This window comes from Geodermatophilus sp. URMC 63 (assembly GCF_053502565.1).
The window spans coordinates 2,455,880-2,481,867 of sequence record NZ_CP199956.1; the positions used below are offsets into that span (position 1 = coordinate 2,455,880).

Here is a 25,988-nt window from a genome sequence, read left to right on the forward strand (position 1 = left end):
TCACCCCTCGCAGGCTCGGGGCGAGCCTCGGGACGAGGCCGACGAGGTGCCTGCAGCGGAGCCGATGGGTCTCTCATCTGGCCGCCGCCGGGCTCCGGCCGGGGGCTGGCGGACGGCGACGGTCACCGCCGTCGACCGGCCGACGCCGCGCGGTGTGCAGCTGCGCCTCGACGTCGCCGACCGGGTCGACCACCTGCCCGGTCAGCACTACGTCGTCCGGCTCACCGCGGAGGACGGCTACCGGGCGCAGCGGTCCTACTCGGTGGCCTCGGCGCCGTCGGACCCGCAGGTGGAGCTGTTCGTCGAGCGGCTCGAGGACGGGGAGGTGTCGGGGTACCTGGCCGACGTCGTCGAGCCCGGCGACGTCCTGGAGGTGCGCGGGCCCATCGGCGGCTGGTTCGTCTGGGACGGCGAGAACCCGGCGCTGCTGGTGGGCGGCGGCAGCGGCGTCGTCCCGCTGGTCGCGATGCTGCGCACCGCCCACGACCTCGGCCGCACCGACCTGCTGCGGATCGCCGTCGCGGCCCGCACCCGTGCGCTGCTGCCCTACGCCGACGAGCTGGCCGCCGCCGGGGCGCTGCTGGCGCTCAGCCGCGAGCCCGCCGGGATCCGCCCGGGCGGCCGGTTGACCGCGGCCGACCTGGTGCCGCTGGTCGAGCCGGGGCAGACGGCGTTCGTGTGCGGGTCGGCGGCGTTCGCCGAGGCGGCGAGCGGGCTGGTGGTGGAGCTGGGGGTGGCGCCGGCCGACGTCCGCGTCGAGCGGTTCGGCCCCAGCGGCGGTCCGGCCTGACGGCCGGGGCGGCGCCCAGGGGGCGGGGGCCGGGTGACCGGCCGCACGTACGAGGATCGAGGGCATGCCGACCGCCGACGTGAGTGCCGTCGACGTCGTCGACCCGGACCTGCGGAGCGCACTGCTCACCTGCTGGACCGACGTCACGAACGCCGGCGGGGCGGTGGGCTTCGTCCCGCCGGTCACCGAGGCCCAGCTGGCGCCCTTCCTCGACTCGCTGCTGGAGCGGGTCGCGCAGGGCCGCGAGCGGCTGGTCGTGCTCCGGGTCGACGGCGAGCTCGCCGGCTGGGCGGTGCTGTCGCTGTCGGTGAGCCCGCTGCGCCGGCACTGGGCCACCGTCCTGCGCGTGCAGGTGCACCCGAGCCGGCAGGGCCGGGGTCTGGGCCGGGTGCTGCTCTCCGGCGTCCACGACGTCGCGCGCGACCGCGGCCTGGAGATGCTGCACCTGACCGTGCGCAGCGGCTACGGCCTCGAGCGGTTCTACGCCGGCCTCGGCTACCGCGAGTTCGGGCGGATGCCCGGCGCGATCCGGCTGGCTCCCGGCGACGACCGCGCGGAGCTCCACCTGTTCGTGCGGCTGTAGGAGGACCCCGCGTCCCCCGCCCCCCGCGAGCCCGGGGCGGGCCCCTGGGGCGGGGCCGTTCCGATCGCTACCCGAGGGGGTCGGTCCCGTCGACGGTGCCCCGGGAGGAGAGCACCGCGAGGCGGGCGAACAGCTCCTCCGCGTACCAGCCCTCCCGCGCGGTGCGGGCGACGACGGCGGCGTGCTCGGGGCGGTCGTAGGCGAAGGCGTTGAGGGCCGCGCCGGAGTCCCAGACGCTGAAGGTGCCCTGCAGGCCCAGCGGCGCCTCGCCGATCCCGACGGCCATGCGCAGGCCCGGCGACCGGTGCAGGTCGGCCGAGACCGGCGGCACCGCCGACCAGAACCGGGCGGCCCGGCGCAGCACCAGCCGGGCGCGGGTGACCGCCGCGACCGGACCGTCCCAGCGCTGCGGACGCGGGCTCCCGAACGGCTCCCGGCCCGACCACAGCCCGCGGGCGGACAGCGGGCGCAGCCGCGCCGACCACTCCTCGTCGGCGATCCGCCGCCAGCTCGCCGCCACGGGGGAGTCGTCGAGCGCGTCGGCGGCCGCGGCGTCGTCCCAGACCGCGAGCAGCCCCCAGCGGCGAGGGTCGGCGTCGCGGACGGTGAACGTGCGCCCGTCGCCGGTGCCCAGCAGCTTGGCGAAGCGCAGGCCCGGCGCGCGGGCCAGCGCCGGGCGCAGCGAGGCCATCCGCAGCGCCGCCCGCGGCACCGCGCGGCCGGGGACGCCCCACAGGTGCAGGGTCACGATCCCCGGGTCGGGTGGAGGCACGCCGTCGAGGGTAGGTGCGGGCGGTGACCGACCAGCGCCGCGTCCAGCTCGGCGACACCGACGCCCCCGCCGAGGACGAGGTCGTCCAGGCCTTCGACCGGGTGGTCAGCCAGGGGGCGCAGCGGCTGCACCGCACCTGGCGCGAGGTGCTCACCACCGGGCTGGCCGGCGGGCTGGAGGTGGCGGTCGGCGTCCTCGCGCTGGTCGCCGTCTACGCCGAGACCGGCAGCCACCTGCTGGCCGGGCTGGCCTTCTCCGTCGGGTTCATCGCCCTGCTGCTGGCCCGCAGCGAGCTGTTCACCGAGGGCTTCCTGCTGCCGGTCACCGCGGTGGTGGCCGGACGGGCGAGCTGGGCGCAGCTGGGGCGGCTGTGGGGCGGGACGCTGGTGGCCAACCTGGTCGGTGGCTGGCTGTTCATGTGGGTGGTCGTGCACGGCTACCCGGAGCTCGGGCCCACCGTCGTGGAGTCCGCGCGGCACTTCGTCGAGGCGCCGCTGGACCTGCGCGCCGTCTGCCTGGCGTTCCTCGGCGGTGTCGCCATCACGCTGATGACCCGCATGCAGAACGGCACCTCCGCCGACGGTGCCAAGATCGTCGCCGCGGTGGCCGGCGCGTTCGTCCTCGCCGGCCTGCAGCTGTTCCACTCGATCCTGGACTCGCTGCTGGTGTTCGGGGCGATCCACACCGGGACCGCCCCGTTCGGCTACGGCGAGTGGCTGGCCTGGTTCTGGTACACGACGCTGCTCAACATGGCCGGCGGGCTGCTCGTGGTCACCCTCGTGCGGCTGGTGCGGAGCAAGGAGCTGATCCAGCGCGAGCGCGCCGCGGCCGCCGGCGAGGACTGAGGGCGGACCCCTGACCTCTACCGCGGACCGAAGGCGGCAGCCCGGAACCCGTCGAAGACGGCGGGCGGGGTGGAGGAGGACCACGCCTGGTTGGTGAGCAGCACGGCGGTGGTGCCGGTGACCGGGTCGGTCCACCAGGAGCCGCCCAGCCCGCCGTCCCAGCCGAAGGAGCCGGCCGAGCGCCCGCCCGGCTCGTCGGTGCGGCGGACGCCGGTGCCCAGCCCCCAGCCGCCGCCCTCGTCGTCGACCGGGCCGGCCTGCTCGGTGAGCATCGCGCGGACGGTGTCCTCGGCGAGCACCCGCCCGCCGCCGGGCGCGCGGCCCCCGGCCAGCAGCACCCCGGCGAGCGCGGCGAGGTCGTCGACGGTGGAGACCAGCCCGTCGGCGCCGTCGGGGAACGCCGGCGGGCGGGCCCACTGGCCCTCGGCCGGGTCGTAGAGCTCGCGGCGGCCGTCGTCGCCGGGCGGCGTCCAGTGCGGACCGAGCCGGTCCCGGGCGACGGCGGGCACGCCGAAGCCGGTGCCGGTCATCCCGAGCGGCGCCAGCACCCGCTCGGTCAGCACCTCGGGCAGCGGCCGGCCGGTGGCGCGGGCGACGAGGACGCCCAGCACGCTCGCGCCGGTGTGGTAGAGCCAGCGCTCGCCCGGCTGGGAGGCGAGCGGGACGGTGGCCAGCCGGCGCAGCCACTCGTCCGGCGGCGGGGCGGCCTGCGGCGCGGGCGGGCCGATCGGCAGGCCGGCGGCCGCCAGCGCGGCGACCGTCGGGGTGGGCCACGGCGCGGTGAAGTCCACGCCGATGCCCAGCCGGAACGTCAGGACGTCGCGGACGGTGATCGCCCGGCGCGCCGGCACGGTGCCGGCCGCGGCGTCGGCCGGGTCGGCGAGCACGCACCTGCCGGCCAACTCGGGCAGGTGCCGGTCGACCGGCTCGTCGACGTCGAGCGTGCCGTCGTCGACCAGGGTGAGCGCCGCGACGGCGGTCACCGGCTTGGTGATCGAGGCGATGCGGAAGACCGTGTCGGGCCGCACCGGGTCGGCACCGCCGGGGGTGTGGGTGCCGGCCGCGCCCCGGGCGACCTCACCGCCGTGCTGCACCCGCCAGGCCGCACCGGGCACCTCCCCGGCCGCCACCGCGGCGCCCACGACGCGCTCGACGTCCTCGGCCCATCCCATGCCGCCTCCTCCGTTCTCAGGAGGGCAGACCGGCCGCGGCGCCGGGACTCATCGGCCCGGCCGGGCCGCCCCGCGCAGCGCGGCCAGGTAGCGGCGGGTGGCCAGGCCCTGGACGAGGCGGGCCACCGGCGGCACCGCCCGGGCGGCCGGGGTGGCCAGCCGGGAGAAGACGCGGATCGTGGCGACGACGTCCCCGTCCCCGGCGAGCCGGACGGTGAAGCACTCCTCACCGCTCTCCGGGTGGCCGGGCAGCGTCCCGTAGGCGAAGCCGCGCTCGTCGCCGGTGGGCGAGGCCCAGACCACCCGGCAGGGGATGTCGTAGCCCAGCCGCGGCAGTCCCGCCGTCAGGACGACGACGGTGCCCACCTCGCGCGGCGACCCGGTGGCCCGCACCCGCAGGCCCACGCTGCGCTGCGGCCGCCAGTCGAACACGGCCGCGGCGACCCGCTCGAACACCTCCCGGCCGGAGCCGACGACCTCCGACCACTCGCCGTGCAGGTAGCCCGGGGGCATCTCGGGGGCGCGCGTGGCGCCGACCTCGCGATAGGTGAGCGGCGCGTCGCGCAGGCCCTCGGGCGACACGGCCCGGAGCAGGCCCATGGGGCCAGTCTGGACCGGCGTAGGTTGTCCGGCACTGTGCTGCCCGCCGTCACCGCCACCCGCTACGTCACCCCGCTGCGCGAGGGGGGATCGCTGCCGGGGCTCATGGAGGCCGACGACCTGGGCACCTACGTGGTCAAGTGGCGGGCCGCCGGCCAGGGCGTGCGGGTGCTCGTGGCCGAGGTGGTCTGCGGGGAGCTGGCCCGCGCGCTGGCGCTGCCGGTGCCGGCGCTGGTCACCGTCGACGTCGCCCCCGAGCTGGCCGTCGGCGAGCCCGACCCCGAGGTGCAGGAGCTGCTGCAGCGCTCGGCGGGGACGAACCTCGGGCTGGACTTCCTGCCCGGAGCCCTCGACTTCGAGGCCGGCGTCGGCGAGGTGGACGCCGAGCTGGCCGGGCGGGTGCTGTGGTTCGACGCGCTGGTGGGCAACGTCGACCGCTCGTGGCGCAACCCGAACATGCTGTTCTGGCACGGCCGGCTGCAGCTGATCGACCACGGCGCCGCGCTCACGTTCCACCACCACTGGCCCGGGGCGCCGGCCGCCGTCACCCGCCCCTACGACGCCGCGCAGCACGCGCTGGTCGAGTGCGCCCCCGACGTCCGGGCCGCCGACGCCGACCTCGGGCCGCGGGTCACCCGGCCGCTGCTGGACCGGGTGCTGGCGCAGGTACCCGACGACTGGCTCGAGGGGCCGGCGCCGGACGACCCCCCGGAGGAGGTGCGCGCCCGCTACGCCGACCAGCTGCTGGCCCGGCTCGCCGCCCGCGACTCCTGGCTGCCGCCGCTGGTGGCCGCCGCGGCGGCGGGCGGGTCGCGCAGGCGGGCGCCGCGGGGGGAGAACCGGCCCGCGTGGCTGGGCCCGCCGCCGCCGGAGGGGGTGCGGCAGCGGTGAGCCGCGAGACCTTCGAGTACGCCGTCCTCCGGGTGGTGCCGCGGGTGGAGCGGGGGGAGGCCCTCAACGCCGGCGTCCTCGTCTACTGCCGGCAGCGCGACTACCTCGGCAGCCGCGTGCACCTCGACGTCGACCGGCTGCGGGCGCTGGACCCCACCGCCGACGCCGGCGCGATCGACCGGGCGCTGCGGGCCGCCGCCGACGTCTGCGCGGCCGACCCCGCCGCGGGTGCCGCCGGCCGGGAGGCGCTGGGGTCGCGGTTCCGCTGGCTGACCGCGCCGCGCAGCACGGTGGTGCAGCCCGGCCCGGTGCACACCGGCCTGACCGCGGACCCCGACGCCGAGGCCGACCGGCTGCTGCGGCTGCTCGTCCTGCCCGTGTCGGAGTGACCCGCCGCGGCAGGCTGCTGACCTGGTCGGCCGGGGGAGCGGCGGTGCTCGCCGCGCTGTCGGCCGCGGTGAGCGCCTCCTGGATGGCCGGCGGCACCTGGCTGCTGTCGACCGTGGGCGGAGCCCTCGAGGAGCAGGGCCGCCGGGGCGGCGCGGTGGCCACGGCGGGGCTGGCCCTCGTCGTCGCCCTGAAGCTGGCCGCGGCCGTGCTGGCCCTCGCGCTCCTGCACCCGCCGCGCTCGCGCCCGCTCCGGCGGCCGCTCGTGCCCGCGGCCCTGCTGGGCGGCGGGCTGCTCACCCTGTACGGCGGGGTGCTGGTCGTGGTGGGCGCGGTGGGGCTGACCCGGGCGCTCGGGGAGCCGGCCGATCCCGTCGCCCTGCGCTGGCACGTCCTGTTCTGGGACCCGTGGTTCCTCTCGTGGGGGCTCCTGCTGCTGACCGCGGCCCTCGCCCGGCGCCGTGCCGACGCCCGGGACCGGGCCGGCTCCGCGTCGGCCGGTCCCGCCCCGAGCGGGTGAGCCGAGGGCGGCGACCGCTCCTCAGCCGGGGAGCAGGCCGTCGATCCGGCGGGCGAGCTCCAGGTCGAGCTCGGTCAGGCCGCCCGCCGAGTGCGTGACCAGCGTCAGGTGCAGCGTGCGCCAGCGCAGGTCGACGTCGGGGTGGTGGTCCAGCTGCTCGGCGACGAAGCCGATCCGCACGATCGCGGCGACGGCGTCCGGGAAGCCGGGCAGCTCGACGCTGCGGCGGATGCCCTCGGCGCCTCCCGACCACAGCGGCAGCCCGTGCAGGGCGGCGGCGACCTCGTCGGGGGACAGGCGCGGAGGGCGGGGCACGGCGGTCAGTCTGCCGCCGGGAACGGCCTCGTTCCAGGGGCCCGCGGCGCGTGGCGCGTGCCGCGGGGTGGGACCAGGTCCTGCGTCAGAGGTGCAGGCCGCACTCGGTCTTGCCGCGACCGGCCCAGCGCCCGGCGCGCGGGTCCTCGCCCGGGGCGACCGGCCGGGTGCAGGGCGCGCAGCCGATCGAGGCGTACCCGATCTCCTGCAGCGGGTTCACCGGCACCTGGTGCTCGGCGACGTAGGTGTCGACGTCGTCCTGGTCCCAGGCGGCCAGCGGGTTGACCTTCACCATGCCGCGCTTGGCGTCCCAGTCGACGACCTTCGTGCCCGCGCGGGTGGGCGACTCGTCGCGGCGCACGCCCGAGCCCCACGCCGCGTACCCGGCGAGGGCCCTCGCCAGCGGCTGCACCTTGCGCAGCGAGCAGCACAGGTCGGGGTCGCGGTCGTGCAGGCGCTCGCCGTACTCGGCGTCCTGCTCGGCGACGGTCTGCTCGGGCAGCACGTTCACCAGCGTGATCGGCATGACCCCGCTGACCCAGTCGCGGGTGCCGATGGTCTCGGCGAAGTGGTAGCCGGTGTCGAGGAAGACGACGTTGACGCCGGGGACCGCGCGCGAGGCCAGGTGGGCGAGCAGCCCGTCGGCCATGGAGGAGGTGACCGCGAAGTCCTCGCCGAAGGTCTCGCCCGCCCACCGGAGGACGGCGAGGGCCTGCTCGACGGGGTCGGCGATGCCCTCGAAGCGGGCGTCGGCCTCGGCGGCGAGCTCCGGCGTGGGCCGGACGGCGGTCGTCATGGTTCGTGCACTCCTGTCCCGGTGAGCCGGACGGTGAAGGTCCGCAGGCACGCGGCGCAGTGCCACCCGCCCTCGTCCCCGTGCGGGGTCAGCTCCTCGTCCCCGCAGTACGGGCAGAAGAACACGGGCAGCGGCCGCGACCTTCCCGACCGCTCGCCCGTGTCCCTCGCCTCGGTCACAGCGACCCCGTCACGGCAGCCCCGTCACAGCGACACGTCACGGCAGCCTCGTCACAGCAGCCCCGTCACAGCAGCCAGGCCTCCTCGGCGCGGGCGACGTAGGCGGCGAACCGCTCGCCGGGCTCGCGGCGCTCGAGGTAGCCGCGCAGCACCCGCTCGCAGTAGTCGGCGGTCTCGGCCTTGGTCACCTTGTGGCCGCGGAACTTGCGGCCGAAGGAGGCCTCGGTGCCCAGGTGGCCGCCCAGGTGCACCTGGAACCCCTCGACCATCTCGCCGGTGTCGTCGCGCACCATCGAGCCCTTGAAGCCGATGTCGGCGGTCTGGAACCGGGCGCAGCTGTTCGGGCAGCCGTTGACGTTGATGCCGATCGGCTCGTCGAAGTCCGGCAGCCGCTTCTCCAGCTCGGCGTAGAGGTCCTGCGCGTGCTGCTTGGTCTCCACGATCGCCAGCTTGCAGAACTCCAGGCCGGTGCAGGCCATGGTGCCGCGGCGGAAGGCGCTCGGGCGCACGAGCAGGTCGTGCTCGGCGAGCGCGGCGACGAGGTCCTCGACCCGCTCGTCGGGGACGTCGAGGACGACCATCTTCTGCTGGGTCGTCGTCCGGGTGCGGCCCTGCCCGTACTCGTCGGCGAGGTCGGCGATCCGGGTGAGCAGGCTGCCGGTGATGCGGCCGGTGCGCAGCGCGAAGCCGACGGCGTTGGCGCCGTCCTTCTGCTTCGCGACACCGACGTGGTCGCGCTGCTCGTGCGCGGGCGGCGCGGCGGCCGGGCCGTCGGGGAAGCTCCGCGTGCAGGTACTCGTCCTGCAGCACCTGGCGGAACCGCTCCGGGCCCCAGTCGGCCATGAGGAACTTGATGCGGGCGCGGTTGCGCTGCCGGCGGTAGCCGTAGTCGCGGAAGACGGAGGTGCAGGCGGCCCAGACGTCGGTCACCTGGTCGGGCCGGACGAAGACGCCGACCCGCTGGGCGAACATGGGGTTGGTCGACAGGCCGCCGCCGATCCACAGGTCGTACCCGGCCTCGCCGTCGGCGTTGCGCACCCCGACGAAGGAGACGTCGTCGATCTCCGGCTCGGTGCAGTGGTCGACGCAGCCGGACATCGACGTCTTCCACTTGCGCGGCAGGTTGCTGAACTCCGGACTGCCGACGTACTTCGCGACCGTCTGCGCCATGACGTCGGAGGCGTCGAGGACCTCGTCGGCCAGGACGCCGGCCAGCGGGCAGTTGAGCATGCCGCGCGGGGTGTCGCCGCAGGCCTCGGTCGTGGTGAGGCCGACCGACTCGAGCCGCCGCCAGATCTCGGGGACGTCCTCGATGCGGATCCAGTGGTACTGGATGTTCTGCCGGTCGGTGACGTCGGCGACGTCGCGGCCGAACTCGGTGCTGATGCCGCCGATGGTCCGCAGCTGGTCGCTGGTCAGCGCCCCGCCGTCGGTGCGCACCCGCATCATGAAGTACTCGTCCTCGAGCTCCTCGGGCTCGAGGACGGCGGTCTTGCCGCCGGGGATGCCCTGGGCGCGCTGGGTGTAGAGCCCCATCCAGCGCATGCGCCCGCGCAGGTCGCTGGGGTCGATGCCCCCGAAGCCGGTGTGCGCGTAGATGTCGAGGATGCGCTGACGGACGTCGAGCCCGTCGGAGTCCTTCTTCATCCGCTCGTTGGGGTTGAGCGGTTCCCGGTAGCCCAGCGCCCACTGGCCCTGGCCTCGCTGGGTGTCGCGGCGTTGCGGCCGGGTGCTGGTGCGGGGGGTGGTCACAGTGGCACTTCCTCCTGCGCCGCCCGCCGCGGCGCCGTGACCGGACGGGGTGGGGCGCTGCCGGATCGGGGAGCGCAGCGGCTGCTGCGGGGGGACCTCGGGTGTCAGCGCGCGGGGCGACAGACCGCGCTGCTCACCAGCGCCAGGTCGATGTGACGGCGCGCGACGAGCAGGCTGCCGTGATCCGTCACGCCCCCCATGGTCGCACACGTCCGGTCCGGGGCGGTGTGACCTCGGACGACGCGGACCTCAGGCGGCCGGCGGTGTCCCGCCGTCCGGAGTCCCTCCCGGAGCCGTGTCCGCGCGCCCGTCCATGGCCGCGCGGATGCGGGCCACCGACTCGGCCAGCGAGGTGACGGAGGTGTCGATGACGAGCTCGGCCCGCGAGGGGGGCTCGTAGGGGTCGTCGATGCCGGTGAACCCGGTGAGCTCGCCGGCCCGGGCGCGGGCGTAGAGCCCCTTGACGTCGCGGGCCTCGCACACCTCCAGCGGCGTATCCAGGTGCACGAGGACGAAGCGGCCGTGCTGCTCGACCAGCGCGCGGGCGTCCTCGCGCGCGCGGTCGTACGGGGCGATCGCGGCGACGACGACGGTGCCACCGTGCCGGACCACCTCGCCGGCGACGAACCCGATCCGCCGGATGTTGAGGTCGCGGTGCTCGCGGGAGAAGGACAGCTCGCTGGAGAGGTGGGTGCGCACGACGTCGCCGTCGAGGACGGTCACCGGCCGGCCCTCGGCCTCCAGGTCGGCCACGAGGGCGTCGGCCACGGTCGACTTGCCCGCACCCGAGAGTCCGGTGAGGAAGACGGTGACGCCACCGTGCTGCGCGCTGCTCACGTCCCGAGTCTCGCCCAGCGGGCCCGCGCGACCGACACCCGACCCTCCTGGGAGCCTGCCGGGGTGAGGAGCCGGTTGGACGGGGCGCCACGGTCGGCGCGGGTCGTCGCGGTCGGCGCGGTCGTCGTCCTGGCCTACGGCACGGCGGTGCACGTGGTGCAACTCGCGCTCAGCGGCGGCGACCCGTACCCGGGACTGCCCGGCTGGCTGCGGGCCTACTTCGTCTCACTGACCCTGCTCGACCCGCTGGCGGCGGCGCTCCTGGCGCTGCGGCGCCGCGGCGGGGTCGTGCTGGCGGTCGGGGTGCTGGTGTCCGACGCCGTGGCCAACGGCTGGGCGAACTACGCGCTCGACCCGGCGTCCGGCGCCACCGCCGGACGTGTGGGACAGGCGGTCGTCACGCTGCTGGCGCTCGCGCTGCTGGCCGCCACACCGCTGCTGTGGCGGGCGACGGCGCCGGCTGCCCGCGGGTGAGCCGGCTCAGTCGCGGGGGCGGTCGTCGCCGAAGGAGCGCCAGGCGCCCTCGACGGCGGCCAGCTCGGCCACCGGTGACGGCAGCTCCCCGGCGACGACGTCGGCGAGCGTGACCTCCTCCAGCACCCGGCGGTAGGCCGCACGGGCGGCGACCCACACGCTGGCCAGCTCCTCGGCCGCACCGGGGTAGCTCACGTCCTCGGGGCGCTGGCCGTGCACCTCGGCGAGGAACCCCTGTTCGACCCGCATCACCCGGGCGATGGAGATCTCCGACGGGGGCAGCGCCAGCCGGTAGCCGCCCTCGCGGCCCCGCTGGCTGGTCACCAGCCGGGCGTGCTGCAGGTCGCCGAGGATCCCCTGCAGGAAGCGCGAGGGGATGCCCTGGGCCGTCGCGATCCGGTCGCAGGTCAGCGCACCCGGCGCCGCGGCGGCCAGCTCGAGGGCCGCGCGGACGGCGTAGTCGACCCGGGCGGTGATGCGCACTGTGGTCCCTCCTGCCGAGTCCTGCGGGGTCCCTCCTGCCGAGCCCTGCAGGGATCCCGTCTGCCGAGCCCTGCAACCCCATCCTGCACGGTCTGCCAGGGTGACGCGGTGTACCGGCTCGGTTTCACCACCATCGTGGCGGCGCCGCTGACCGTCGCGTTCGACGTGGCACGGGCGCTGGGCCGCCCCTGGCCGGTGCCGCTGGAGGAGGTCGAGTCGGTCCGGCCGGTGCGCGACGTCTACGCCGTCGGGCCGGGGCGCGGCTGGCGGACGCTGACCCACACGAGGTCGTTCACCGCGACCGCCGAGGGGACCCGCGTCGACGAGCAGGTCACCTGGGACACCGGCCTGCCCGGCCCGCTCGCGGCGCCGGTGGACCGGGTGGTGCGGCGTCGTGCGCTGCGCTCGATGCGCCGTCACCTCGACGGCTACGCCGCGGCGGCCGCTCTGCAGGCGCTCGACGTCGTCCAGGTGGTCGGCGCGGCGATCGTCCGCGGGGACCGGGTGCTGGTGGCCCAGCGCGGGACCGGACCGCTGGCCGGCCGCTGGGAGTTCCCCGGCGGCAAGGTCGAGCCGGGGGAGGACGACCTGACCGCGCTGGTGCGCGAGTGCACCGAGGAGATGGGGGTCGCCGTCCTGCCGCGCGGGTTCCTGGGCGAGGTGGTCCTCGACGGCGTCGTCGCCGGCGGGGCACCCGGCGCCTCGACCCTGCGGGTGTGGTCGGCCCACCTGGCCGAGGGGGAGCCCGTGGCGCACGAGCACCGCGACCTGCGCTGGGTGCGCGCTCCCGACCTCGAGGACCTCGACTGGATCCCCGCCGACCGCCCCCTGCTGCCCGCGGTCCGGGCCCTGCTCGCCCGCCCCTGACCAGACGCCACGGGCGCCGTCCCCGGGTGGGAACGGCGCCCGTGGTCAGGCGGTGACACGGCCACGGCGGAGCAGCCGAGGCCGTGTCACCCTGCAGGGTCCCGCTGCGAGCTCGCGAGTGGCGGGGGCGGGGAGGTCCTCTACTTGAAGACGTCCTTGACCTTCTCGCCGGCCTGCTTGAGGTTGCCGGCGGCCTTGTCGTTGGCGCCCTCGGCCTGCAGGTCGCGGTCGCCGGTGGTCTCGCCCACGCGCTCCTTGCCCTCGCCGGCCAGCTCCTGCGCCTTGTTCTTCGCCTTGTCGATGCCGCTCATCACTGCGCTCCTCTCGTCGGCTCCCCGACTGCTACCCACACCCGGGTGTCCGGACACCCCATCGCCCCGACGACGGAAGTCCTGCGGTGCGGAGCAGAGGACGCCGGAGCTCGTGTGGTCAGCGGGTCGGCGGGGCGTGGACATTGCAGTGCGCACGACCGGGTCGTGAGCACGGGTCACAAATCGGTGACGGTCGTGGACGGTCCTCGCCGCGCGTGCCTAGGGTCGCCAGCGGCGCTCCAGGGCCGTTCCCGGTGTCCGGTCGACGGACGTCCTCGCCCGGCCACGCCCCGGGTGCGCACCGACCCGTCCGTTCCCCCCGCTCGCGCGGGACGAGGGAGGCATCGCACGTGAAGTTGAGCAAGCGCCGGTCGGCGCTCGTCGCGGCCGGCCTGTCCGGCGTGCTGCTGCTGTCCGCCTGTGGCGGCAGCGACGACAGCGGCTCCGGCGGCTCCGGTGGCGGCGAGGGCGGCGGCACGTTCACCGCCTACATCAACGAGCCGAAGAGCCCGCTCGTCCCCGGCAACACCACCGAGAGCGAGGGCGCCAAGGTCATCGCCGCCCTCTGGACCGGTCTCGTGGGCTACTCCGAGGACGGTGCCGTCGAGTACACCGGCGTCGCCGACTCGATCGAGTCGGACGACAACCAGAACTGGACGATCACGCTCAAGGACGGCTGGACCTTCCACGACGGGACGCCGGTCGACGCGCAGTCCTACGTCGACGCCTGGAACTACACCGCGAACCCGGCCAACGCGCAGGACGGCGGTTCCTACCTCTCCCGCATCGCCGGCTTCCAGGAGCTGCAGGACGGCACCGGCCAGACGCTGAGCGGCGTCCAGGTGGTCGACGACCAGACCTTCACGGTGCAGCTGAGCGCGCCGTTCCGGCTGTTCCCGGCGGTCGTCGGCTACCAGTCGTTCGACCCCCTGCCCGACTCCTTCTTCGAGGACCCGGAGGGCTTCGGCACCCACCCGATCGGCAACGGCCCGTTCCAGGCCGACACCGACTACGTCCCCGGCCAGGGCATCACCCTGACCAAGTACGACGACTACGCCGGCGAGGACGCGGCGCAGAGCGACGGCATGGAGTTCGTCGTCTACGCCGACCAGGCCACCGCCTACACCGACGCCCAGGACGGCAACGTCGACATCGTCGACGTCATCCCGCCCGACGTCATCGAGTCGGCCCGCGACGAGTTCGGGGACGGCTTCATCGAGACCCAGGTCTCGCAGATCACCTACCTCGGCATGCCGACCTACGACCCGCGCTACGCCGACCCGCGGGTCCGCCAGGCCATCTCGATGGCCGTCGACCGGCAGGCCATCTCCGACGCCATCTTCTCCGGCACCCGCACCCCGGCCGACTCGTTCATCTCGCCGGTGGTCGACGGCTACCGCGAGGGCGCCTGCGAGTACTGCACGTTCGACCCCGACCGGGCCAACCAGCTGCTCGAGGAGGCCGGCTTCGACAAGAGCCAGCCGATCGAGCTGTGGTTCAACGCCGGCGGCGGCCACGACGCCTGGATGGAGGCCGTGGGCAACCAGCTGCGGCAGAACCTGGGCGTGGAGTTCTCGCTGCAGGGGAACCTGGACTTCGCCCAGTACCTGCCCCTCGGTGAGCAGAAGGGCTACACCGGCCCGTTCCGGATCGGCTGGAGCTTCGACTACCCGGCCGCGGAGAGCTACCTGACCCCGCTGTTCACGCCGTCGTCGTTCCCGCCGATCGGCTCGAACTACAGCTTCTACGACAACCCGCAGGTCGTCGACCTGATCGCCCAGGGTGACTCGGCGGCCAGCGAGGACGAGGCGATCGCGGACTACCAGCAGGCCGAGGACCTCATCGCCGAGGACATGCCCTACGTCCCGATGTTCTTCACCAAGATCCAGACGGTGGCCACCGACCACGTGAGCAACGTCCGGATCGACCTGTTCCAGCGTCCGGTCTGGTCCGAGGTCACCGTCAACGACTGACGGCCCAGGAGGACCGCACCACCCGCCGGGGGCGCCCGTCCGAGCAGGACGGTCGCCCCCGGCGGCGCGTGTGCGCCGCCCTGCGAGGACGATGGACACCGCGCCGCCGCACACCCCGGCGGCGCACACACCCGAGGGGGACCATGGGCCGCTACGTCGCGCGCCGCCTCTTGCTCACCATCCCGGTCTTGATCGGCGCGTCGTTCCTGATCTTCGCGATGGTGTACGCCCTGCCGGGCGACCCCATCCGCGCGCTGGCAGGTGACCGCCCGGTCTCCCCGGCCGTCGTCGAGGTGCTCCGCGAGCGGTTCCACCTCGACGACCCCCTGTACGTCCAGTACTGGGAGTACGTGAAGGGCCTGGCCCAGGGCGACCTGGGCACCGACTTCCGCGGCCGGCCGGTCCTCGACACCATCGAGCGCACGCTGCCCGTCACCGTCGAGCTGACCGTCGTCGCCATCGTGTTCGAGGCGGTCATCGGCCTGGTCGCCGGCGTGCTCGCCGGCATCCGGCGCAACGGCTTCTTCGACAACCTGGTGCTGGTCTCGACGACGCTGATCGTCTCGATCCCGATCCTGGTGCTCGCCTTCCTCGCCCAGCTGCTGTTCGGGCTCAAGCTCGGCTGGTTCCCGATCGCCGGCACCCGCGAGGGCCTCTACAGCTACGTCCTGCCCGGCCTGGTGCTCGCCTCCGGTTCGCTGGCCTACGTCGCCCGGCTCACCCGCACGAGCATCGCGGAGAACCTGCGCGCCGACTACGTGCGGACGGCGCGGGCCAAGGGCCTCCCCAACCGGACGGTGATCGTCCGGCACACCCTGCGCAACAGCCTGATCCCGGTCGCGACCTTCATCGGGGCCGACATCGGCACCCTGCTCGGCGGCGCCATCATCACCGAGACGGTGTTCAACCTCCCCGGCATCGGGCGGGAGGTCTTCGACTCCGTCCGCCAGCAGGAGGGGGCGGTCGTCGTCGGCATCGTCACCCTGATGGTGTTCTTCTTCATCTTCTTCAACCTGGTCGTCGACGTGCTCTACGCCGTCCTCGACCCGAGGATCCGCTATGACTGACCAGCAGCAGGTGGACCTGCGCAAGGACGCGGTCGAGGCCGGGACCACCACCGGCCTGGCCAGCCCCTCGGTCGACGTCACCGACGAGCGCCAGAACAGCCTCTGGAGCGACGCCTGGGGCGAGCTGCGGCGCAACCCGCTGTTCTGGATCGGCGCCGTCCTGGGGCTGGGCTTCCTGCTCATGGCCATCGCGCCGCAGTGGTTCTCCCGCGGGCAGGACCCCCGCGCGTGCGACCTGGCCAACTCCAAGGCGCTGCCCTCGGCGGACCACTGGTTCGGCTACGACGTCCAGGGCTGTGACTACCTGGCCAACGTGATGTACGGCGCGCGGAACTCGCTGATCATCGGGGTCGTCGCGGTCGTCGTCATCCTCGTGCTGGGTGTGGTCGTCGGGGCGATCTCCGGCTACTTCGGCGGCGTCACCGACGGCATCCTGTCCCGGATCGCCGACATCTTCTACGCGCTGCCGCTCATCCTCGGCGCCCTGGTGCTGCTGCGGGTGGGACCGGAGACGTCCATCCCGGTCATCAACAGCCGCGGGCCCGGCGCGGTGGCGGTGGCGCTGGCGCTGTTCGGCTGGATGACGGCGATGCGGCTGGTGCGGTCCCAGGTCATCGCGGTGAAGAGCTCCGACTACGTGGCCGCCGCCCGCGCCATGGGAGCCTCCAGCCGGCGCATCCTCGTGCGGCACGTCATGCCGAACGCGGTGGCGCCGGTGCTGGTCTACACGACCATCACCATCGGTGTGCTGATCGCCGCCGAGGCCACGCTGACCTTCCTGGGCGTGGGCCTGCAGCGGCCGGCCATCTCCTGGGGCCTGCAGCTCGAGGCCGGCCGGGCCTCCATCCGCACCGCCCCGCACCTGGTGCTGTTCCCCAGCATCATCCTGACCCTGACCGTGATGGCGTTCGTGATGATGGGTGACGCCCTGCGCGACGCCCTCGACCCGAGGCAGCGCGCATGACCAACCTCGACCTGACCCGGCCCACGGCGGAGCTCGCCGGGGAGGGGACCCCGCTGCTCGAGGTCGACGACCTGCACGTGGAGTTCCGCACCCGCTCCGGCACGGTGCACGCCGTCAACGGCGTGAGCTACAGCCTGGCGGCGGGGCAGACGCTCGCCATCCTCGGCGAGTCCGGCTCCGGCAAGTCGGTGTCGGCCCAGGCGATCATGGGGATCCTGGAGACCCCGCCCGCGGTCGTCACCGGCGGCGGCATCTGGTTCCAGGGCCGCAACGTGCTGGAGATGCCGGACGAGGACCAGCGCAAGATCCGCGGTCCGGGCATCTCGATGATCTTCCAGGACGCGCTGTCGTCGCTGAACCCCGTGTACAGCGTGGGCTACCAGATCGGCGAGATGTTCCGCGCCCACCGGGGGATGGGCAAGAAGGAGGCCCGCCGGCGCGCCGTCGAGCTCATGGACCGCGTGCGCATCCCCGCCGCGGCCCGCCGCGTCGACGACTACCCGCACCAGTTCTCCGGCGGCATGCGCCAGCGCGTCATGATCGCCATGGCGATCGCGCTGGACCCGCGCATCCTCATCGCCGACGAGCCCACGACCGCCCTCGACGTCACCGTGCAGGCGCAGGTCATGGACCTGCTCAAGGACCTGCAGGCCGAGACGGGGATGGGGCTGATCCTCATCACCCACGACCTCGGCGTGGTCAACGAGGTGGCCGACGACGTGGCGGTCATGTACGCCGGGGAGATCGTCGAGCGCGGCACCGTCGACGACGTCTTCACCCGCCCGGCGCACCCCTACACCGACGGCCTGATGAGCTCGATCCCCCAGGTCGAGGCCAAGGGCGGGCGGCTGCAGCCGATCGTCGGCCAGCCGCCGAACCTGGCGCGCATCCCGAGCGGCTGCCCCTTCCACCCGCGCTGCTCGCGGCGCCGGCTGGGCGCCGAGGCCGCGCCGGGACGCGAGTGCTCGGTCGACGTCCCGCCGCTGCGGCTCGTCGTCCCGGGGCGCGAGGCTGCCTGCCACTACAGCGAGGAGGTCCTCGGTGTCGCAGCCGAGTGAGTCCGGCGCCACCGCGGCGTCGTCCCTGGCGGGGTCGGCCCCGGCCGCGTCCCCGGGCACGTCCCCGGGCACCGCGTCGGTCCCTGGCGCGTCGACGTCGGCCGGGGCCGCCGGGTCGCGTGCCCGGGGGGCGATGGGGGAGAGCCTGCTGGAGGTCCGCGGGCTGCAGAAGCACTTCCCGCTGACCCAGGGCGTGGTCTTCAGGCGCACGGTCGGGCACGTCCGCGCCGTCGACGGCGTCGACCTCACCCTGCACCGCGGGGAGACCGTCGGCCTGGTCGGCGAGTCCGGCTGCGGCAAGTCGACGGTGTCGAAGCTGCTCGTCGCGCTCGAGCGGCCGACGGCCGGGGAGATCCTCTACAAAGGCAGGGACGTCGCCCGCATGGGTGGGCGCGCGCTCAAGGCCTACCGGCGCGAGGTCCAGATCATCTTCCAGGACCCCTACGCGTCGCTGAACCCCCGGATGACCGTCGGTGACATCGTCGCCGAGGGCTGGTCGGTGCACGCCGACGTCGCCCCCCGGAAGGGCCGGCTCAAGCGCACGCAGGAGCTGCTCGACCGGGTCGGGCTCAACCCCGACTACGTCAACCGCTACCCGCACCAGTTCTCCGGCGGCCAGCGGCAGCGCATCGGCATCGCCCGGGCGCTGGCCCTGCAACCGGAGATCATCGTCTGCGACGAGCCGGTGTCGGCGCTCGACGTCTCGGTGCAGGCGCAGGTGGTCAACCTGCTCGAGGACCTGCAGGACGAGCTCGGCCTGTCCTACCTGTTCATCGCCCACGACCTGTCGGTGGTGCGGCACATCTCCGACCGGGTCGCGGTCATGTACCTCGGCTCCATCGTCGAGGAGGGCACCGACGAGCAGGTCTACGCCTCGCCGTCGCACCCCTACACCCAGGCGCTGCTGTCGTCGGTGCCGCTGCACGAGCCGCACCTGCGCGGGCAGAAGGACCGGATCCTGCTGCAGGGCGACGTCCCCAGCCCGGCCGACCCGCCGTCGGGCTGCCGGTTCCGCACCCGCTGCTGGAAGGCGCAGGACGTCTGTGCCCAGGAGGCGCCGGCGCTGGTCGACCGCGGGCAGGGGCACCCGAGCGCCTGCCACTTCGCCGAGGCGCGGATGGTGGTCCCGGTGGACGTGGAGTAGGCCGGCGACGATCAGGTGACCTGATCCCAGCGCGTCCTCCCTCACGGTGCACGGTGAGGGAGGACGCGCTGCGGTGAGGGAGGACCTCGCGGTGGGCCACGTCCGGCGCGCGGCCGGATCGGGGAGGATGAGCGCCCGTGACCGCTGACCGCCGGCTGCTGCTCGTGCACGCCCACCCCGACGACGAGACGATCACCACCGGGGCGACGATGGCGCACTACGTCGCCGAGGGCGCGCAGGTCACGCTGCTGACGTGCACGCTCGGCGAGGAGGGCGAGGTCCTCGTCCCCGAGCTGGAGCTGCTCGCCGCCGGGCACGCCGACCAGCTCGGCGGGTACCGGATCGGCGAGCTGGCCGCGGCGATGGCCGCCCTCGGGGTCACCGACACCCGCTTCCTCGGCGGCGCGGGCCGCTACCGCGACTCCGGGATGATCGGGACGCCGGCGAACGAGCGGCCCCGCGCCTTCTGGAACGCCGACCTCGACGAGGCGGTGGACCACGCGGTCGCCGTCGTCCGGGAGGTGCGGCCGCAGGTCGTGGTCACCTACGACGAGAACGGCGGCTACGGGCACCCCGACCACATCCAGGCGCACCGGGTGGCGATGGCCGCCGTCGCCGCCGCCGCCGACCCCGCCCACCGGCCGGAGCTGGGCCCGGCCTGGGACGTCGCGAAGGTCTACTGGGCCTGCGTGCCGCGCTCGGTGCTGCGCGCGGGCGCCGAGGCCCTCGCGGCGCTGGGGGAGGACGCCCCGTTCCGGCCGCAGCCCGGCGGCGTCGACGACGTCCCCTTCGCCGTCCCCGACGAGCTGGTCACCGCCGCCGTCGACGGCCGGGCGCACGCCGCCGGCAAGGACGCCGCCCTGCGGGCGCACGCCACCCAGATCACCGTCGACGGCCCCTTCTTCGCCCTCTCCAACGAGCTCGGCCAGGAGGTGCTCGCCGTCGAGCACTACCGGCTGGTGCGCGGCGAGCGCGGCCCGGCGGGGCAGGGGCCGCACGGCTGGGAGGACGACCTGTTCGCCGGTCTGGCGTGACCGGCCGCCGCGTCGGGGAGCTGGTCGGTGCGGCGGTGCTGGCCGTCGCCGCTGCCGGGTGGCTGGCGCTGGTCGAGGTCTTCTGGCTGCCGCTGCGGCTGTTCGGGGTCCTCGTGCCGCTGTCGGTCGCCGTCGCCGTCACCGGGAACCTGCTGCTGGTGGCCGGGGCGCACCGGCTCTCCGGCTCGCGCGCCGTCGGGGTGCTGCCGGCGCTCACCTGGCTGCTCGTCTCCCTGGCCGCGACGGTGCGCCGTCCCGAGGGCGACCTGGTCGCCGTCGGCAGCGGCGGGCTCGGCGTGGTGACCCTCGCCTTCCTCGGCCTCGGCGTGCTGGCCGCCGCGTTCGCCGTCGGCCGGGTCCTGACCGTGCGCCGGCCCGCTCCGCGGTGAGCCTCAGCTCGCCGGGTGCGCCGGCGCTCGGCGCACCGGGTGCTGCTCCAGCCAGGGGAGGAAGCGCTCGGCCGGCATCGGGCGGGCCACGTGCCAGCCCTGCGCGACGTCGCAGCCGAAGCCGCGCAGCACCTCCAGCGTGGCGGCGTCCTCGACCCCCTCGACGACGAAGGTCATGGCGAGGTCCCGGCTCAGCTGCTGCGTGCTGCGCACGATCGCGCTCGCCCGCGGGTCCCGCGTCAGCGAGGTGACGAAGCTGCGGTCGAGCTTGATCTCGTCGACCGGCAGAGCCCGCAGGTAGGTCAGCGACGAGTAGCCGGTGCCGTAGTCGTCCACCGACAGCCGTACCCCCAGCCGGCGCAGGGCGGCCAGCACCTGCTGGCTGCGGACGGCGTCGGCCATGAGCACGTCCTCGGTGATCTCCAGGACCAGCGCCGAGGCCGGCACGCCGCGCGTCTCCAGCAGCAGCGCCACCTGGTCGGGCAGCGCGACGTCCTGCAGGTTGGACACCGACAGGTTGACCGCCAGCGTCAGGTCGTGGCCGGCGTCGCGCCAGGTACGCAGGTCCAGCAGGGAGCACTGCAGCACCCGCAGGGTCAGCCGGCGCATGAGCCCGGCCTGCTCGGCCAGCGGCAGGAAGACGTCGGGGGTGAGCAGGCCGCGCTCGGGGTGCTCCCACCGCACGAGCGCCTCGACGCCGACCACCCGGCCGGTGCGCAGGTCCAGCTTGGGCTGGTAGTGCGGAACCAGCTGCTCGGCGTCGAGCGCGGTGCGCAGCTGCTCGAGGGTCTGCAGCCGGTCGCGGGAGTCGGTGCTGCCCTCCGGCGACCAGACGCGGAAGCCGTCCCGGCCGCGCTTGGCGCCGTACATCGCGGTGTCGGCGCGGGCCAGCAGCAGCGAGCGGTCCCGGCCGTGGTCCGGGCACAGGGCGACGCCGGTGCTGGCGTCGACGTGCAGCGGCATGCCGTCGAGCACGAACGCGTCCCGCAGCGCCAGGCCCAGCGCTCCGGCGACCTCGCGGGCCCGCTCGGCGCCGGCGTCGGGCAGCAGGACGGCGAACTCGTCGCCCCCCATCCGCGCGAGCAGGTCGCCGGGGCCCAGCGCCTGCTGCAGCCGGGGGCCGACCAGGCACAGCAGGTCGTCGCCGACGCTGTGGCCGAAGCTGTCGTTGATCTCCTTGAACCGGTCGAGGTCGACCATCAGGACGGCGCAGGAGCGGTGCGGCTCGGCGTAGATCGTCCGCTCGACCTCCTCGGTGAAGCGCCGGCGGTTGGCCAGCCCGGTGAGCGGGTCCTGGTGCACCTCGCTGGCCAGCTGGGCCAGCCGCAGCCGCTCGGTGGCCCGCAGCAGCGCGTTCTCCACGACCAGCGCGCCCTCGAGCACGATGCGCGCGATCGCCTCGCGGACCGCCGGCGACCACCGGACGGGGCGGCCGACCGCGCCGGACACGACGATCCCCAGCAGCCGGCCACCGGCCAGCACGGGCACCGCGACGTAGGAGGCCAGGCCCAGGGACGCCACGAGCCCGGGTGAGAGCAGGGCGCCGGCGCGGGCGTCCTCGACGAACACCGGACGGCGGGACCCGGCGACCCGCCGCCACAGCGGGGCCTCGTCGGCCGGGCGACCGGCGACCCGCGCGGTGAGCACCTCCCGGGCCTCGTCCGACCAGCCGACCAGCCGGATGTCCTCGACCAGGCCGTCGTCGTCGACGAGGTAGGCCGCGCCGCGGTCGGTGCCGGCCAGCCGCTGCACGGCCGCGGCAAGCACCCCGGCCGCCTCGGCGGCACCGGTGGCCCCGGCGCCCTCGACCAGCAGCTGCCGGACGGCGTCGGCCACGACGAGCTCCTCGGAGCGCGCGGCCGCAGCCCGCGCCTGCGCGACCACCCCGCCGAGGTGTGCCCCGGCGGCGACGGCCAGGCGGCGCACCTCCTGGGAGAAGGGCCGCAGCGCGCTGCTGTCGAGGGTGAGGACGCCGACGACGTCGGGGGTGCGGCCCAGCGGCACCGCCAGCAGCGAGCCGATCGAGAACGACTCGGCCCACCACTCGGCGAGCAGGTCGCTGCCGCGGTCGGCCGTCGCCGGGACGCCGGTGCGCACGACCTGCTCGACGAGGCCCAGCGCCGTCGGTGCGGCGCGGAAGCGCTCCCAGCCGGCGAGGTCGCGGCGGCCGTCGGCGAAACCGGCCGTGCGCGGCACCAGCCGGTCGTCCTCGAGGAGGAAGACGCAGGCGCGGTCGACGCCGCCGAGGTCGGCCAGCCGCTCGCACGCGGCACCGAGCAGGTGGTCCAGCGAGCGCGCCTGGGGAGCGCTCTCGACCAGGTCGAGCAGCACCTCGGCGGAGGCCAGGCGCCGGCGCTCGGCACGGCGGGCCCGGGCGGCGACCAGCGTGGCGGCGAGGTCGGGGGCGAGCCGGGCGGCCCGGGCGTCGTCGGCGCAGCGCGCGGGCTCGACGAACAGCACGCCGACGACGTCGCCGCCGTCGGTCAGCGGGCAGCCGGCGACGTCCTGGACGCCCAGGGCGGACAGCTCGCCGTCCACCGGGGCGGGGGCGCCGGGGGAGACGGCGAGCGGACGGCGCTCGCGGACCAGGGCCGACAGCCACGGGGAGCGGCCGATCGCCTGCGGCGCGCTCAGCGTGGCGTTGCGGGGAGCGACGCCCGGTCGGGCCGACCAGGCGAAGGGCACCGCGAGGTCGGTCGACGCCTCGCGGGACCAGACCGAGACGCGGTCGGCCCGCAGGGCGCGGCGGATCCGGTCGAGCCGGTGCTGCAGCGCGGCCTCCGCGTCGAACGGGGTGGGCGACGCCGGCACCCGCCCGCGGGAGGTCGGCAGCTCGGTCACGTCGTCGTCATCGGCACCGTGCCGGTCGACTTGAGACCTGCGGCACAGTCCCCCCCGGCCGGGGGAGCGGCACCGGCGTCAGGCCGGCGCCCACCGGTAGTGGTAGCGGTGGTGCTCGACGAAGCCCGCCCGGCGGTACACCGCTCGCGCCGGCGCGTTGGCGGAGGACACCTGGAGGTACACCCAGCCGGCGCCGCGCTGCGCGCCCCACCGGGACACCGCCGCCACCACCGCGGTCGCCAGGCCGCGGCGGCGGTGCTCCTCCGCGACGGTCACCGCGGTGACGCCGAGCCAGTCGTCGGTCACCACCCCGCGGGCGACGGCGACCGGCGGCGCCGGAGGCGGGTCGGTGCGCACCGAGGCGAAGACCACCTCCGGGGCGTTGGTCAGCACCGCCCGGGCGGTGGCCGCGTCGGTCCGGCCCAGGTGGCCGGACGCGGCCAGCCAGCCGTCGTCGGGCTCCGGGTCCAGGTCGACCGGCGCGCAGCAGCCACCCGCCCAGCGGCTCCTCCTGCGGCGCCCGCCAGCCGCGGGCGGCCAGCCGTTCGAGGTCGGCGACGCCCAGCGGTGATCGGCTCTGTCCCACGCCGCCGATCCTGCGGGGTGCCGCGGCGCTCCTCCACCGGGGGAGGACGGGTCCACCCGTCGGGTTTGAGGCGGGACCGCGGGGCCATACTGAGGTCAGACCCGCGCAGGTCCGGCCCGTCGCCGGACCGCTGCCCGCACGTCCCCCGGGAGGACCCACCGTGACCTATGTGATCACCCAGGCCTGCGTCGACGTCCTCGACAAGGCGTGCATCGACGAGTGTCCGGTGGACTGCATCTACGAGGGCGAGCGGATGCTCTACATCCACCCCGACGAGTGCGTCGACTGCGGTGCCTGCGAGCCGGTGTGCCCGGTGGAGGCCATCTACTACGAGGACGACGTCCCGGACAAGTGGAAGGACTTCTACAACGCCAACGTGGAGTTCTTCTCCGACCTGGGCAGTCCCGGCGGCGCGGCCAAGACCGGCAAGATCGCCAAGGACCACCCGCTGGTCGCCGCCCTGCCGCCGCAGGGCGAGGGGCACTGACCACCACGACCCCGGGGACGGCGGCCGGCCGGCTGCCCGACTTCCCCTGGGACAGCCTGGAGGCCGCCCGCGTCCGCGCGGCGCGGCACCCCGGTGGCGTGGTCGACCTCTCCATCGGGACCCCGGTCGACCCCACCCCGGACGTGCTGCGCACCGCGCTGGCCGCGGCGGGCGACTCGCCGGGCTACCCGACCGCCCTCGGCACGCGGGACCTGCGCACCGCCGCGGCCGGGTGGCTGCAGCGGCGCCTGGGCGTGACCCTCGCCGACCCGCTGGGGGCCGACCCGTCGGTCATCCCGACCGTGGGCTCCAAGGAGCTCGTGGCGCTGCTGCCCACCCTGCTCGGCCTCCGGGAGGGCACGGTCGTCCTCCCCGAGGTGGCCTACCCGACCTACGAGGTGGGCGCGGTGCTGGCCGGCCTCGCGGTGCGGCGAACCGACACCCCGCCCGACGACGCCGCCGGCGTGGTGCTCGTCTGGCTGAACACGCCGGGCAACCCGCACGGCCGCGTGCTCACCGACGACCAGTTGCGCGCCTGGGTGGCCTGGGGCCGGGCACACGGCGTCCCGGTGGTGTCCGACGAGTGCTACGGGACGCTGGGGTGGGACGTCGAGCCGCGGTCGGTGCTGCACCCCGCCGTCGCCGGAGCCGACCACACCGGCCTGCTGGCGGTGCACTCGCTGTCCAAGCAGTCGACGGCGGCCGGCTACCGCGCCGGGCTGCTCTCCGGTGACCCGGCGCTGGTCCGACAGGTGTGGGAGGTCCGCCGCCACCTGGGGCTGCTGGTGCCCGGTCCGGTGCAGGCGGCGATGACCGCGGCGCTGGCCGACGACGCGCACGTCGACGCCCAGCGCGAGCGCTACCGGGGCCGCCGGGAGCGGCTGGCCGCGGCCGTCCGCGCCACGGGCGCGCGGATCGACCACTCCGAGGCCGGCCTGTACCTGTGGGTCACCCGCGACGAGGACTGTTGGGCGACGATCGACTGGCTGGCCGGTCTCGGCGTCGTCGCCGCGCCCGGCTCGTTCTACGGGCCGGCCGGTGCCCGCCACGTGCGCATGGCCCTGACCGCCACCGACGAGCGCATCGACGCCGCCGTCGCGCGCCTCACCGCCTGAGCGGCGCTCAGCCGCAGCCGCGGGCGAAGTCGTCCGAGCGCAGGGCCGTCGTCAGCGACTGGGCGAAGTCGCTCCAGCGCTGGTAGGCCTCCGGGAAGCCGGAGCGCTGGACGGCCTGGGCGACCTCGGTGAGGCGGCCGGTGTCCCACGCGGGGACCAGCACCAGGCGGTCGTAGAACTGGCCGGCCGCGTAGACCGGGTCCTGCACCTGCTCCGGCGTGCCCCAGCCCTGCGAGGGCCGCTGCTGGAACAAGCCCAGGGAGTCCCGGTCGCCGTAGGGGAGGTTGTGCAGCGTCGACTCCTGCATCGCGGTGGCCAGCGCGATGACGACGGCCCGCTCGGGCAGGCCGCGGTCGTGGGCGACCCCGGCGATGGTCCGGGCGTTGGCGACCTGCTCGGCGCTGAGCTCGACGCCGGTCTCGGGCACCGTGCACTCCGCCGTGGCCAGGGAGACCGCGTGTTCCTGGGCGGAGGCGGTGACCGCCACGAGCACGACCACCGCGAGCACCGCGGTGAGCCAGCCCCAGGAGGCCAGGCGGCGGCGCAGGCCGGGCCGCCGTACCGGCACGCGGGGAGCGGTGCCGCGGGCGGCCGGCCGGCGGGCGGGTGCCCGGCGGGCGGGTGCCCTGCGGGCGGACGACGCGCGCGCGGGGGGACGGCGAGCGGTCGTCGTCCGGCGGGCCGCGGGGCGGGTGCCGGTCCGTGCGCTCGTCATCGGTCCCGAGAGTAGGTCGGGCAGCGGGTGCGTCCCCGGAC

At 75.3% G+C, this 25,988-nt stretch carries 30 protein-coding genes and 2 pseudogenes; 17 read left to right on the forward strand and 15 right to left on the reverse strand.

The features are described 5' to 3' along the window. The first annotated feature begins 64 nt into the window (after positions 1-64). Both ACWIZO_RS11950 and ACWIZO_RS11955 read left to right on the forward strand, forming a co-directional pair. Complete coding sequence (locus ACWIZO_RS11950) at positions 65-790, forward strand: FAD-binding oxidoreductase (RefSeq protein WP_448642661.1); 726 nt, start codon at positions 65-67, stop codon at positions 788-790. A 64-nt stretch (positions 791-854) separates the two neighbouring features. Next, entirely contained in the window at positions 855-1,373 is a 519-nt protein-coding gene (locus tag ACWIZO_RS11955; protein WP_446758882.1) for an N-acetyltransferase family protein, read from the forward strand. Positions 1,374-1,440: 67 nt separating this feature from the next. Here the strand turns inward: ACWIZO_RS11955 and ACWIZO_RS11960 are convergent, their stop codons facing one another. Beyond that, positions 1,441-2,145 (reverse strand): monooxygenase, encoded by a 705-nt coding sequence (locus tag ACWIZO_RS11960; protein ID WP_448642662.1) that lies wholly within the window; start codon positions 2,143-2,145, stop codon positions 1,441-1,443. A 23-nt stretch (positions 2,146-2,168) separates the two neighbouring features. Between ACWIZO_RS11960 and ACWIZO_RS11965 the strand changes: the two genes are divergently transcribed. After that, positions 2,169-2,990, forward strand: a complete 822-nt coding sequence (locus ACWIZO_RS11965) for a formate/nitrite transporter family protein (protein WP_448642663.1) — start codon at positions 2,169-2,171, stop codon at positions 2,988-2,990. Between the two features lie 17 nt (positions 2,991-3,007). Here ACWIZO_RS11965 and ACWIZO_RS11970 read toward each other — a convergent pair whose 3' ends face one another. Both ACWIZO_RS11970 and ACWIZO_RS11975 read right to left on the reverse strand, forming a co-directional pair. Further along, complete coding sequence (locus tag ACWIZO_RS11970; RefSeq protein ID WP_448642664.1) at positions 3,008-4,162, reverse strand: serine hydrolase domain-containing protein; 1,155 nt, start codon at positions 4,160-4,162, stop codon at positions 3,008-3,010. Positions 4,163-4,210: 48 nt separating this feature from the next. After that, the gene (locus tag ACWIZO_RS11975) at positions 4,211-4,762 is read right to left on the reverse strand and encodes a DUF1990 family protein (RefSeq protein WP_448642665.1); all 552 of its coding nucleotides are present in this window, start codon (positions 4,760-4,762) and stop codon (positions 4,211-4,213) included. Between the two features lie 24 nt (positions 4,763-4,786). Here ACWIZO_RS11975 and ACWIZO_RS11980 point away from each other — a divergent pair, with 24 nt between their 5' ends. The 3 genes from ACWIZO_RS11980 to ACWIZO_RS11990 are packed head-to-tail and all read left to right on the forward strand — an operon-like array spanning position 4,787 to position 6,560. Beyond that, positions 4,787-5,653 (forward strand): HipA family kinase, encoded by an 867-nt coding sequence (locus ACWIZO_RS11980; protein WP_448642666.1) that lies wholly within the window; start codon positions 4,787-4,789, stop codon positions 5,651-5,653. Continuing rightward, a complete protein-coding gene (locus ACWIZO_RS11985) occupies positions 5,650-6,042 on the forward strand; it encodes a DUF3037 domain-containing protein (RefSeq protein ID WP_446758888.1) in 393 nt (130 codons plus the stop codon). Before ACWIZO_RS11980 ends, ACWIZO_RS11985 begins: the two co-directional genes overlap by 4 nt. Further along, positions 6,039-6,560: a DUF3995 domain-containing protein gene (locus tag ACWIZO_RS11990; RefSeq protein WP_448642667.1), complete on the forward strand. Its 522-nt coding sequence runs from the start codon at positions 6,039-6,041 to the stop codon at positions 6,558-6,560. Before ACWIZO_RS11985 ends, ACWIZO_RS11990 begins: the two co-directional genes overlap by 4 nt. A 21-nt stretch (positions 6,561-6,581) precedes the next feature. Here ACWIZO_RS11990 and ACWIZO_RS11995 read toward each other — a convergent pair whose 3' ends face one another. From ACWIZO_RS11995 to cysC, 7 genes and pseudogenes are all read right to left on the reverse strand, one after another. After that, positions 6,582-6,875: a 4a-hydroxytetrahydrobiopterin dehydratase gene (locus tag ACWIZO_RS11995; RefSeq protein ID WP_448642668.1), complete on the reverse strand. Its 294-nt coding sequence runs from the start codon at positions 6,873-6,875 to the stop codon at positions 6,582-6,584. A gap of 85 nt (positions 6,876-6,960) precedes the next feature. Continuing rightward, positions 6,961-7,671 (reverse strand): phosphoadenylyl-sulfate reductase, encoded by a 711-nt coding sequence (locus tag ACWIZO_RS12000; protein ID WP_448642669.1) that lies wholly within the window; start codon positions 7,669-7,671, stop codon positions 6,961-6,963. Then, entirely contained in the window at positions 7,668-7,850 is a 183-nt protein-coding gene (locus tag ACWIZO_RS12005; protein WP_448642670.1) for a hypothetical protein, read from the reverse strand. Before ACWIZO_RS12005 ends, ACWIZO_RS12000 begins: the two co-directional genes overlap by 4 nt. A 65-nt stretch (positions 7,851-7,915) precedes the next feature. Beyond that, a complete protein-coding gene (locus tag ACWIZO_RS12010; protein WP_448642671.1) occupies positions 7,916-8,431 on the reverse strand; it encodes a hypothetical protein in 516 nt (171 codons plus the stop codon). Then, positions 8,432-8,530, reverse strand: a pseudogene (locus ACWIZO_RS12015) (hypothetical protein); the annotation flags it as partial. A 169-nt stretch (positions 8,531-8,699) separates the two neighbouring features. Next, a pseudogene (locus ACWIZO_RS12020) lies at positions 8,700-9,497 on the reverse strand (nitrite/sulfite reductase); the annotation flags it as partial. A gap of 354 nt (positions 9,498-9,851) precedes the next feature. Beyond that, positions 9,852-10,439: an adenylyl-sulfate kinase gene (gene cysC / locus ACWIZO_RS12025; RefSeq protein WP_448642672.1), complete on the reverse strand. Its 588-nt coding sequence runs from the start codon at positions 10,437-10,439 to the stop codon at positions 9,852-9,854. A gap of 63 nt (positions 10,440-10,502) precedes the next feature. On the opposite strand from cysC, the gene ACWIZO_RS12030 reads away from it, so the two are divergent. Then, positions 10,503-10,913: a hypothetical protein gene (locus tag ACWIZO_RS12030; protein WP_448642673.1), complete on the forward strand. Its 411-nt coding sequence runs from the start codon at positions 10,503-10,505 to the stop codon at positions 10,911-10,913. A gap of 6 nt (positions 10,914-10,919) precedes the next feature. Here ACWIZO_RS12030 and ACWIZO_RS12035 read toward each other — a convergent pair whose 3' ends face one another. Further along, on the reverse strand, positions 10,920-11,396 hold the full coding sequence (locus tag ACWIZO_RS12035; protein WP_448642674.1) for an RrF2 family transcriptional regulator: 477 nt from the start codon (positions 11,394-11,396) through the stop codon (positions 10,920-10,922). 108 nt (positions 11,397-11,504) lie between these two features. On the opposite strand from ACWIZO_RS12035, the gene ACWIZO_RS12040 reads away from it, so the two are divergent. After that, positions 11,505-12,263, forward strand: coding sequence for a (deoxy)nucleoside triphosphate pyrophosphohydrolase (locus tag ACWIZO_RS12040; RefSeq protein ID WP_448642675.1), 759 nt, complete (start codon positions 11,505-11,507; stop codon positions 12,261-12,263). Between the two features lie 140 nt (positions 12,264-12,403). Here ACWIZO_RS12040 and ACWIZO_RS12045 read toward each other — a convergent pair whose 3' ends face one another. Beyond that, positions 12,404-12,574: a CsbD family protein gene (locus ACWIZO_RS12045; protein ID WP_448642676.1), complete on the reverse strand. Its 171-nt coding sequence runs from the start codon at positions 12,572-12,574 to the stop codon at positions 12,404-12,406. Between the two features lie 350 nt (positions 12,575-12,924). On the opposite strand from ACWIZO_RS12045, the gene ACWIZO_RS12050 reads away from it, so the two are divergent. The 7 genes from ACWIZO_RS12050 to ACWIZO_RS12080 all read left to right on the forward strand — a co-directional run bounded on the left by ACWIZO_RS12050 (position 12,925) and on the right by ACWIZO_RS12080 (position 20,203). Continuing rightward, entirely contained in the window at positions 12,925-14,547 is a 1,623-nt protein-coding gene (locus tag ACWIZO_RS12050; RefSeq protein ID WP_448642677.1) for a peptide ABC transporter substrate-binding protein, read from the forward strand. A 143-nt stretch (positions 14,548-14,690) separates the two neighbouring features. Continuing rightward, positions 14,691-15,614 carry an ABC transporter permease gene (locus ACWIZO_RS12055; RefSeq protein WP_448642678.1) on the forward strand — a complete coding sequence of 308 codons (924 nt, stop codon included), beginning with the start codon at positions 14,691-14,693 and terminating at the stop codon, positions 15,612-15,614. Further along, positions 15,607-16,578 carry an ABC transporter permease gene (locus ACWIZO_RS12060; RefSeq protein ID WP_448642679.1) on the forward strand — a complete coding sequence of 324 codons (972 nt, stop codon included), beginning with the start codon at positions 15,607-15,609 and terminating at the stop codon, positions 16,576-16,578. The genes ACWIZO_RS12055 and ACWIZO_RS12060 overlap by 8 nt, the downstream gene beginning before the upstream one ends. Further along, positions 16,575-17,636, forward strand: a complete 1,062-nt coding sequence (locus ACWIZO_RS12065; protein WP_448642680.1) for an ABC transporter ATP-binding protein — start codon at positions 16,575-16,577, stop codon at positions 17,634-17,636. The genes ACWIZO_RS12060 and ACWIZO_RS12065 overlap by 4 nt, the downstream gene beginning before the upstream one ends. After that, positions 17,620-18,780, forward strand: a complete 1,161-nt coding sequence (locus ACWIZO_RS12070; protein ID WP_448642681.1) for an ABC transporter ATP-binding protein — start codon at positions 17,620-17,622, stop codon at positions 18,778-18,780. Before ACWIZO_RS12065 ends, ACWIZO_RS12070 begins: the two co-directional genes overlap by 17 nt. 137 nt (positions 18,781-18,917) lie before the next feature. After that, the gene (gene mshB / locus ACWIZO_RS12075; protein ID WP_446758901.1) at positions 18,918-19,814 is read left to right on the forward strand and encodes an N-acetyl-1-D-myo-inositol-2-amino-2-deoxy-alpha-D-glucopyranoside deacetylase; all 897 of its coding nucleotides are present in this window, start codon (positions 18,918-18,920) and stop codon (positions 19,812-19,814) included. Then, a complete protein-coding gene (locus ACWIZO_RS12080; RefSeq protein WP_448642682.1) occupies positions 19,811-20,203 on the forward strand; it encodes a hypothetical protein in 393 nt (130 codons plus the stop codon). Before mshB ends, ACWIZO_RS12080 begins: the two co-directional genes overlap by 4 nt. Before the next feature lie 3 nt (positions 20,204-20,206). On the opposite strand, the gene ACWIZO_RS12085 is transcribed toward ACWIZO_RS12080, so the two are convergent. Next, complete coding sequence (locus ACWIZO_RS12085; RefSeq protein WP_448642683.1) at positions 20,207-23,044, reverse strand: bifunctional diguanylate cyclase/phosphodiesterase; 2,838 nt, start codon at positions 23,042-23,044, stop codon at positions 20,207-20,209. Between the two features lie 78 nt (positions 23,045-23,122). Continuing rightward, the gene (locus ACWIZO_RS12090) at positions 23,123-23,686 is read right to left on the reverse strand and encodes a GNAT family N-acetyltransferase (protein WP_448642684.1); all 564 of its coding nucleotides are present in this window, start codon (positions 23,684-23,686) and stop codon (positions 23,123-23,125) included. A gap of 104 nt (positions 23,687-23,790) precedes the next feature. Between ACWIZO_RS12090 and fdxA the strand changes: the two genes are divergently transcribed. Then, entirely contained in the window at positions 23,791-24,117 is a 327-nt protein-coding gene (gene fdxA, locus ACWIZO_RS12095; RefSeq protein WP_075012384.1) for a ferredoxin, read from the forward strand. 32 nt (positions 24,118-24,149) lie between these two features. Further along, positions 24,150-25,232: a succinyldiaminopimelate transaminase gene (gene dapC, locus ACWIZO_RS12100; protein WP_448642942.1), complete on the forward strand. Its 1,083-nt coding sequence runs from the start codon at positions 24,150-24,152 to the stop codon at positions 25,230-25,232. Positions 25,233-25,239: 7 nt separating this feature from the next. Here dapC and ACWIZO_RS12105 read toward each other — a convergent pair whose 3' ends face one another. Continuing rightward, positions 25,240-25,947, reverse strand: coding sequence for a hypothetical protein (locus ACWIZO_RS12105; RefSeq protein ID WP_448642685.1), 708 nt, complete (start codon positions 25,945-25,947; stop codon positions 25,240-25,242). Positions 25,948-25,988 lie beyond the last annotated feature (41 nt).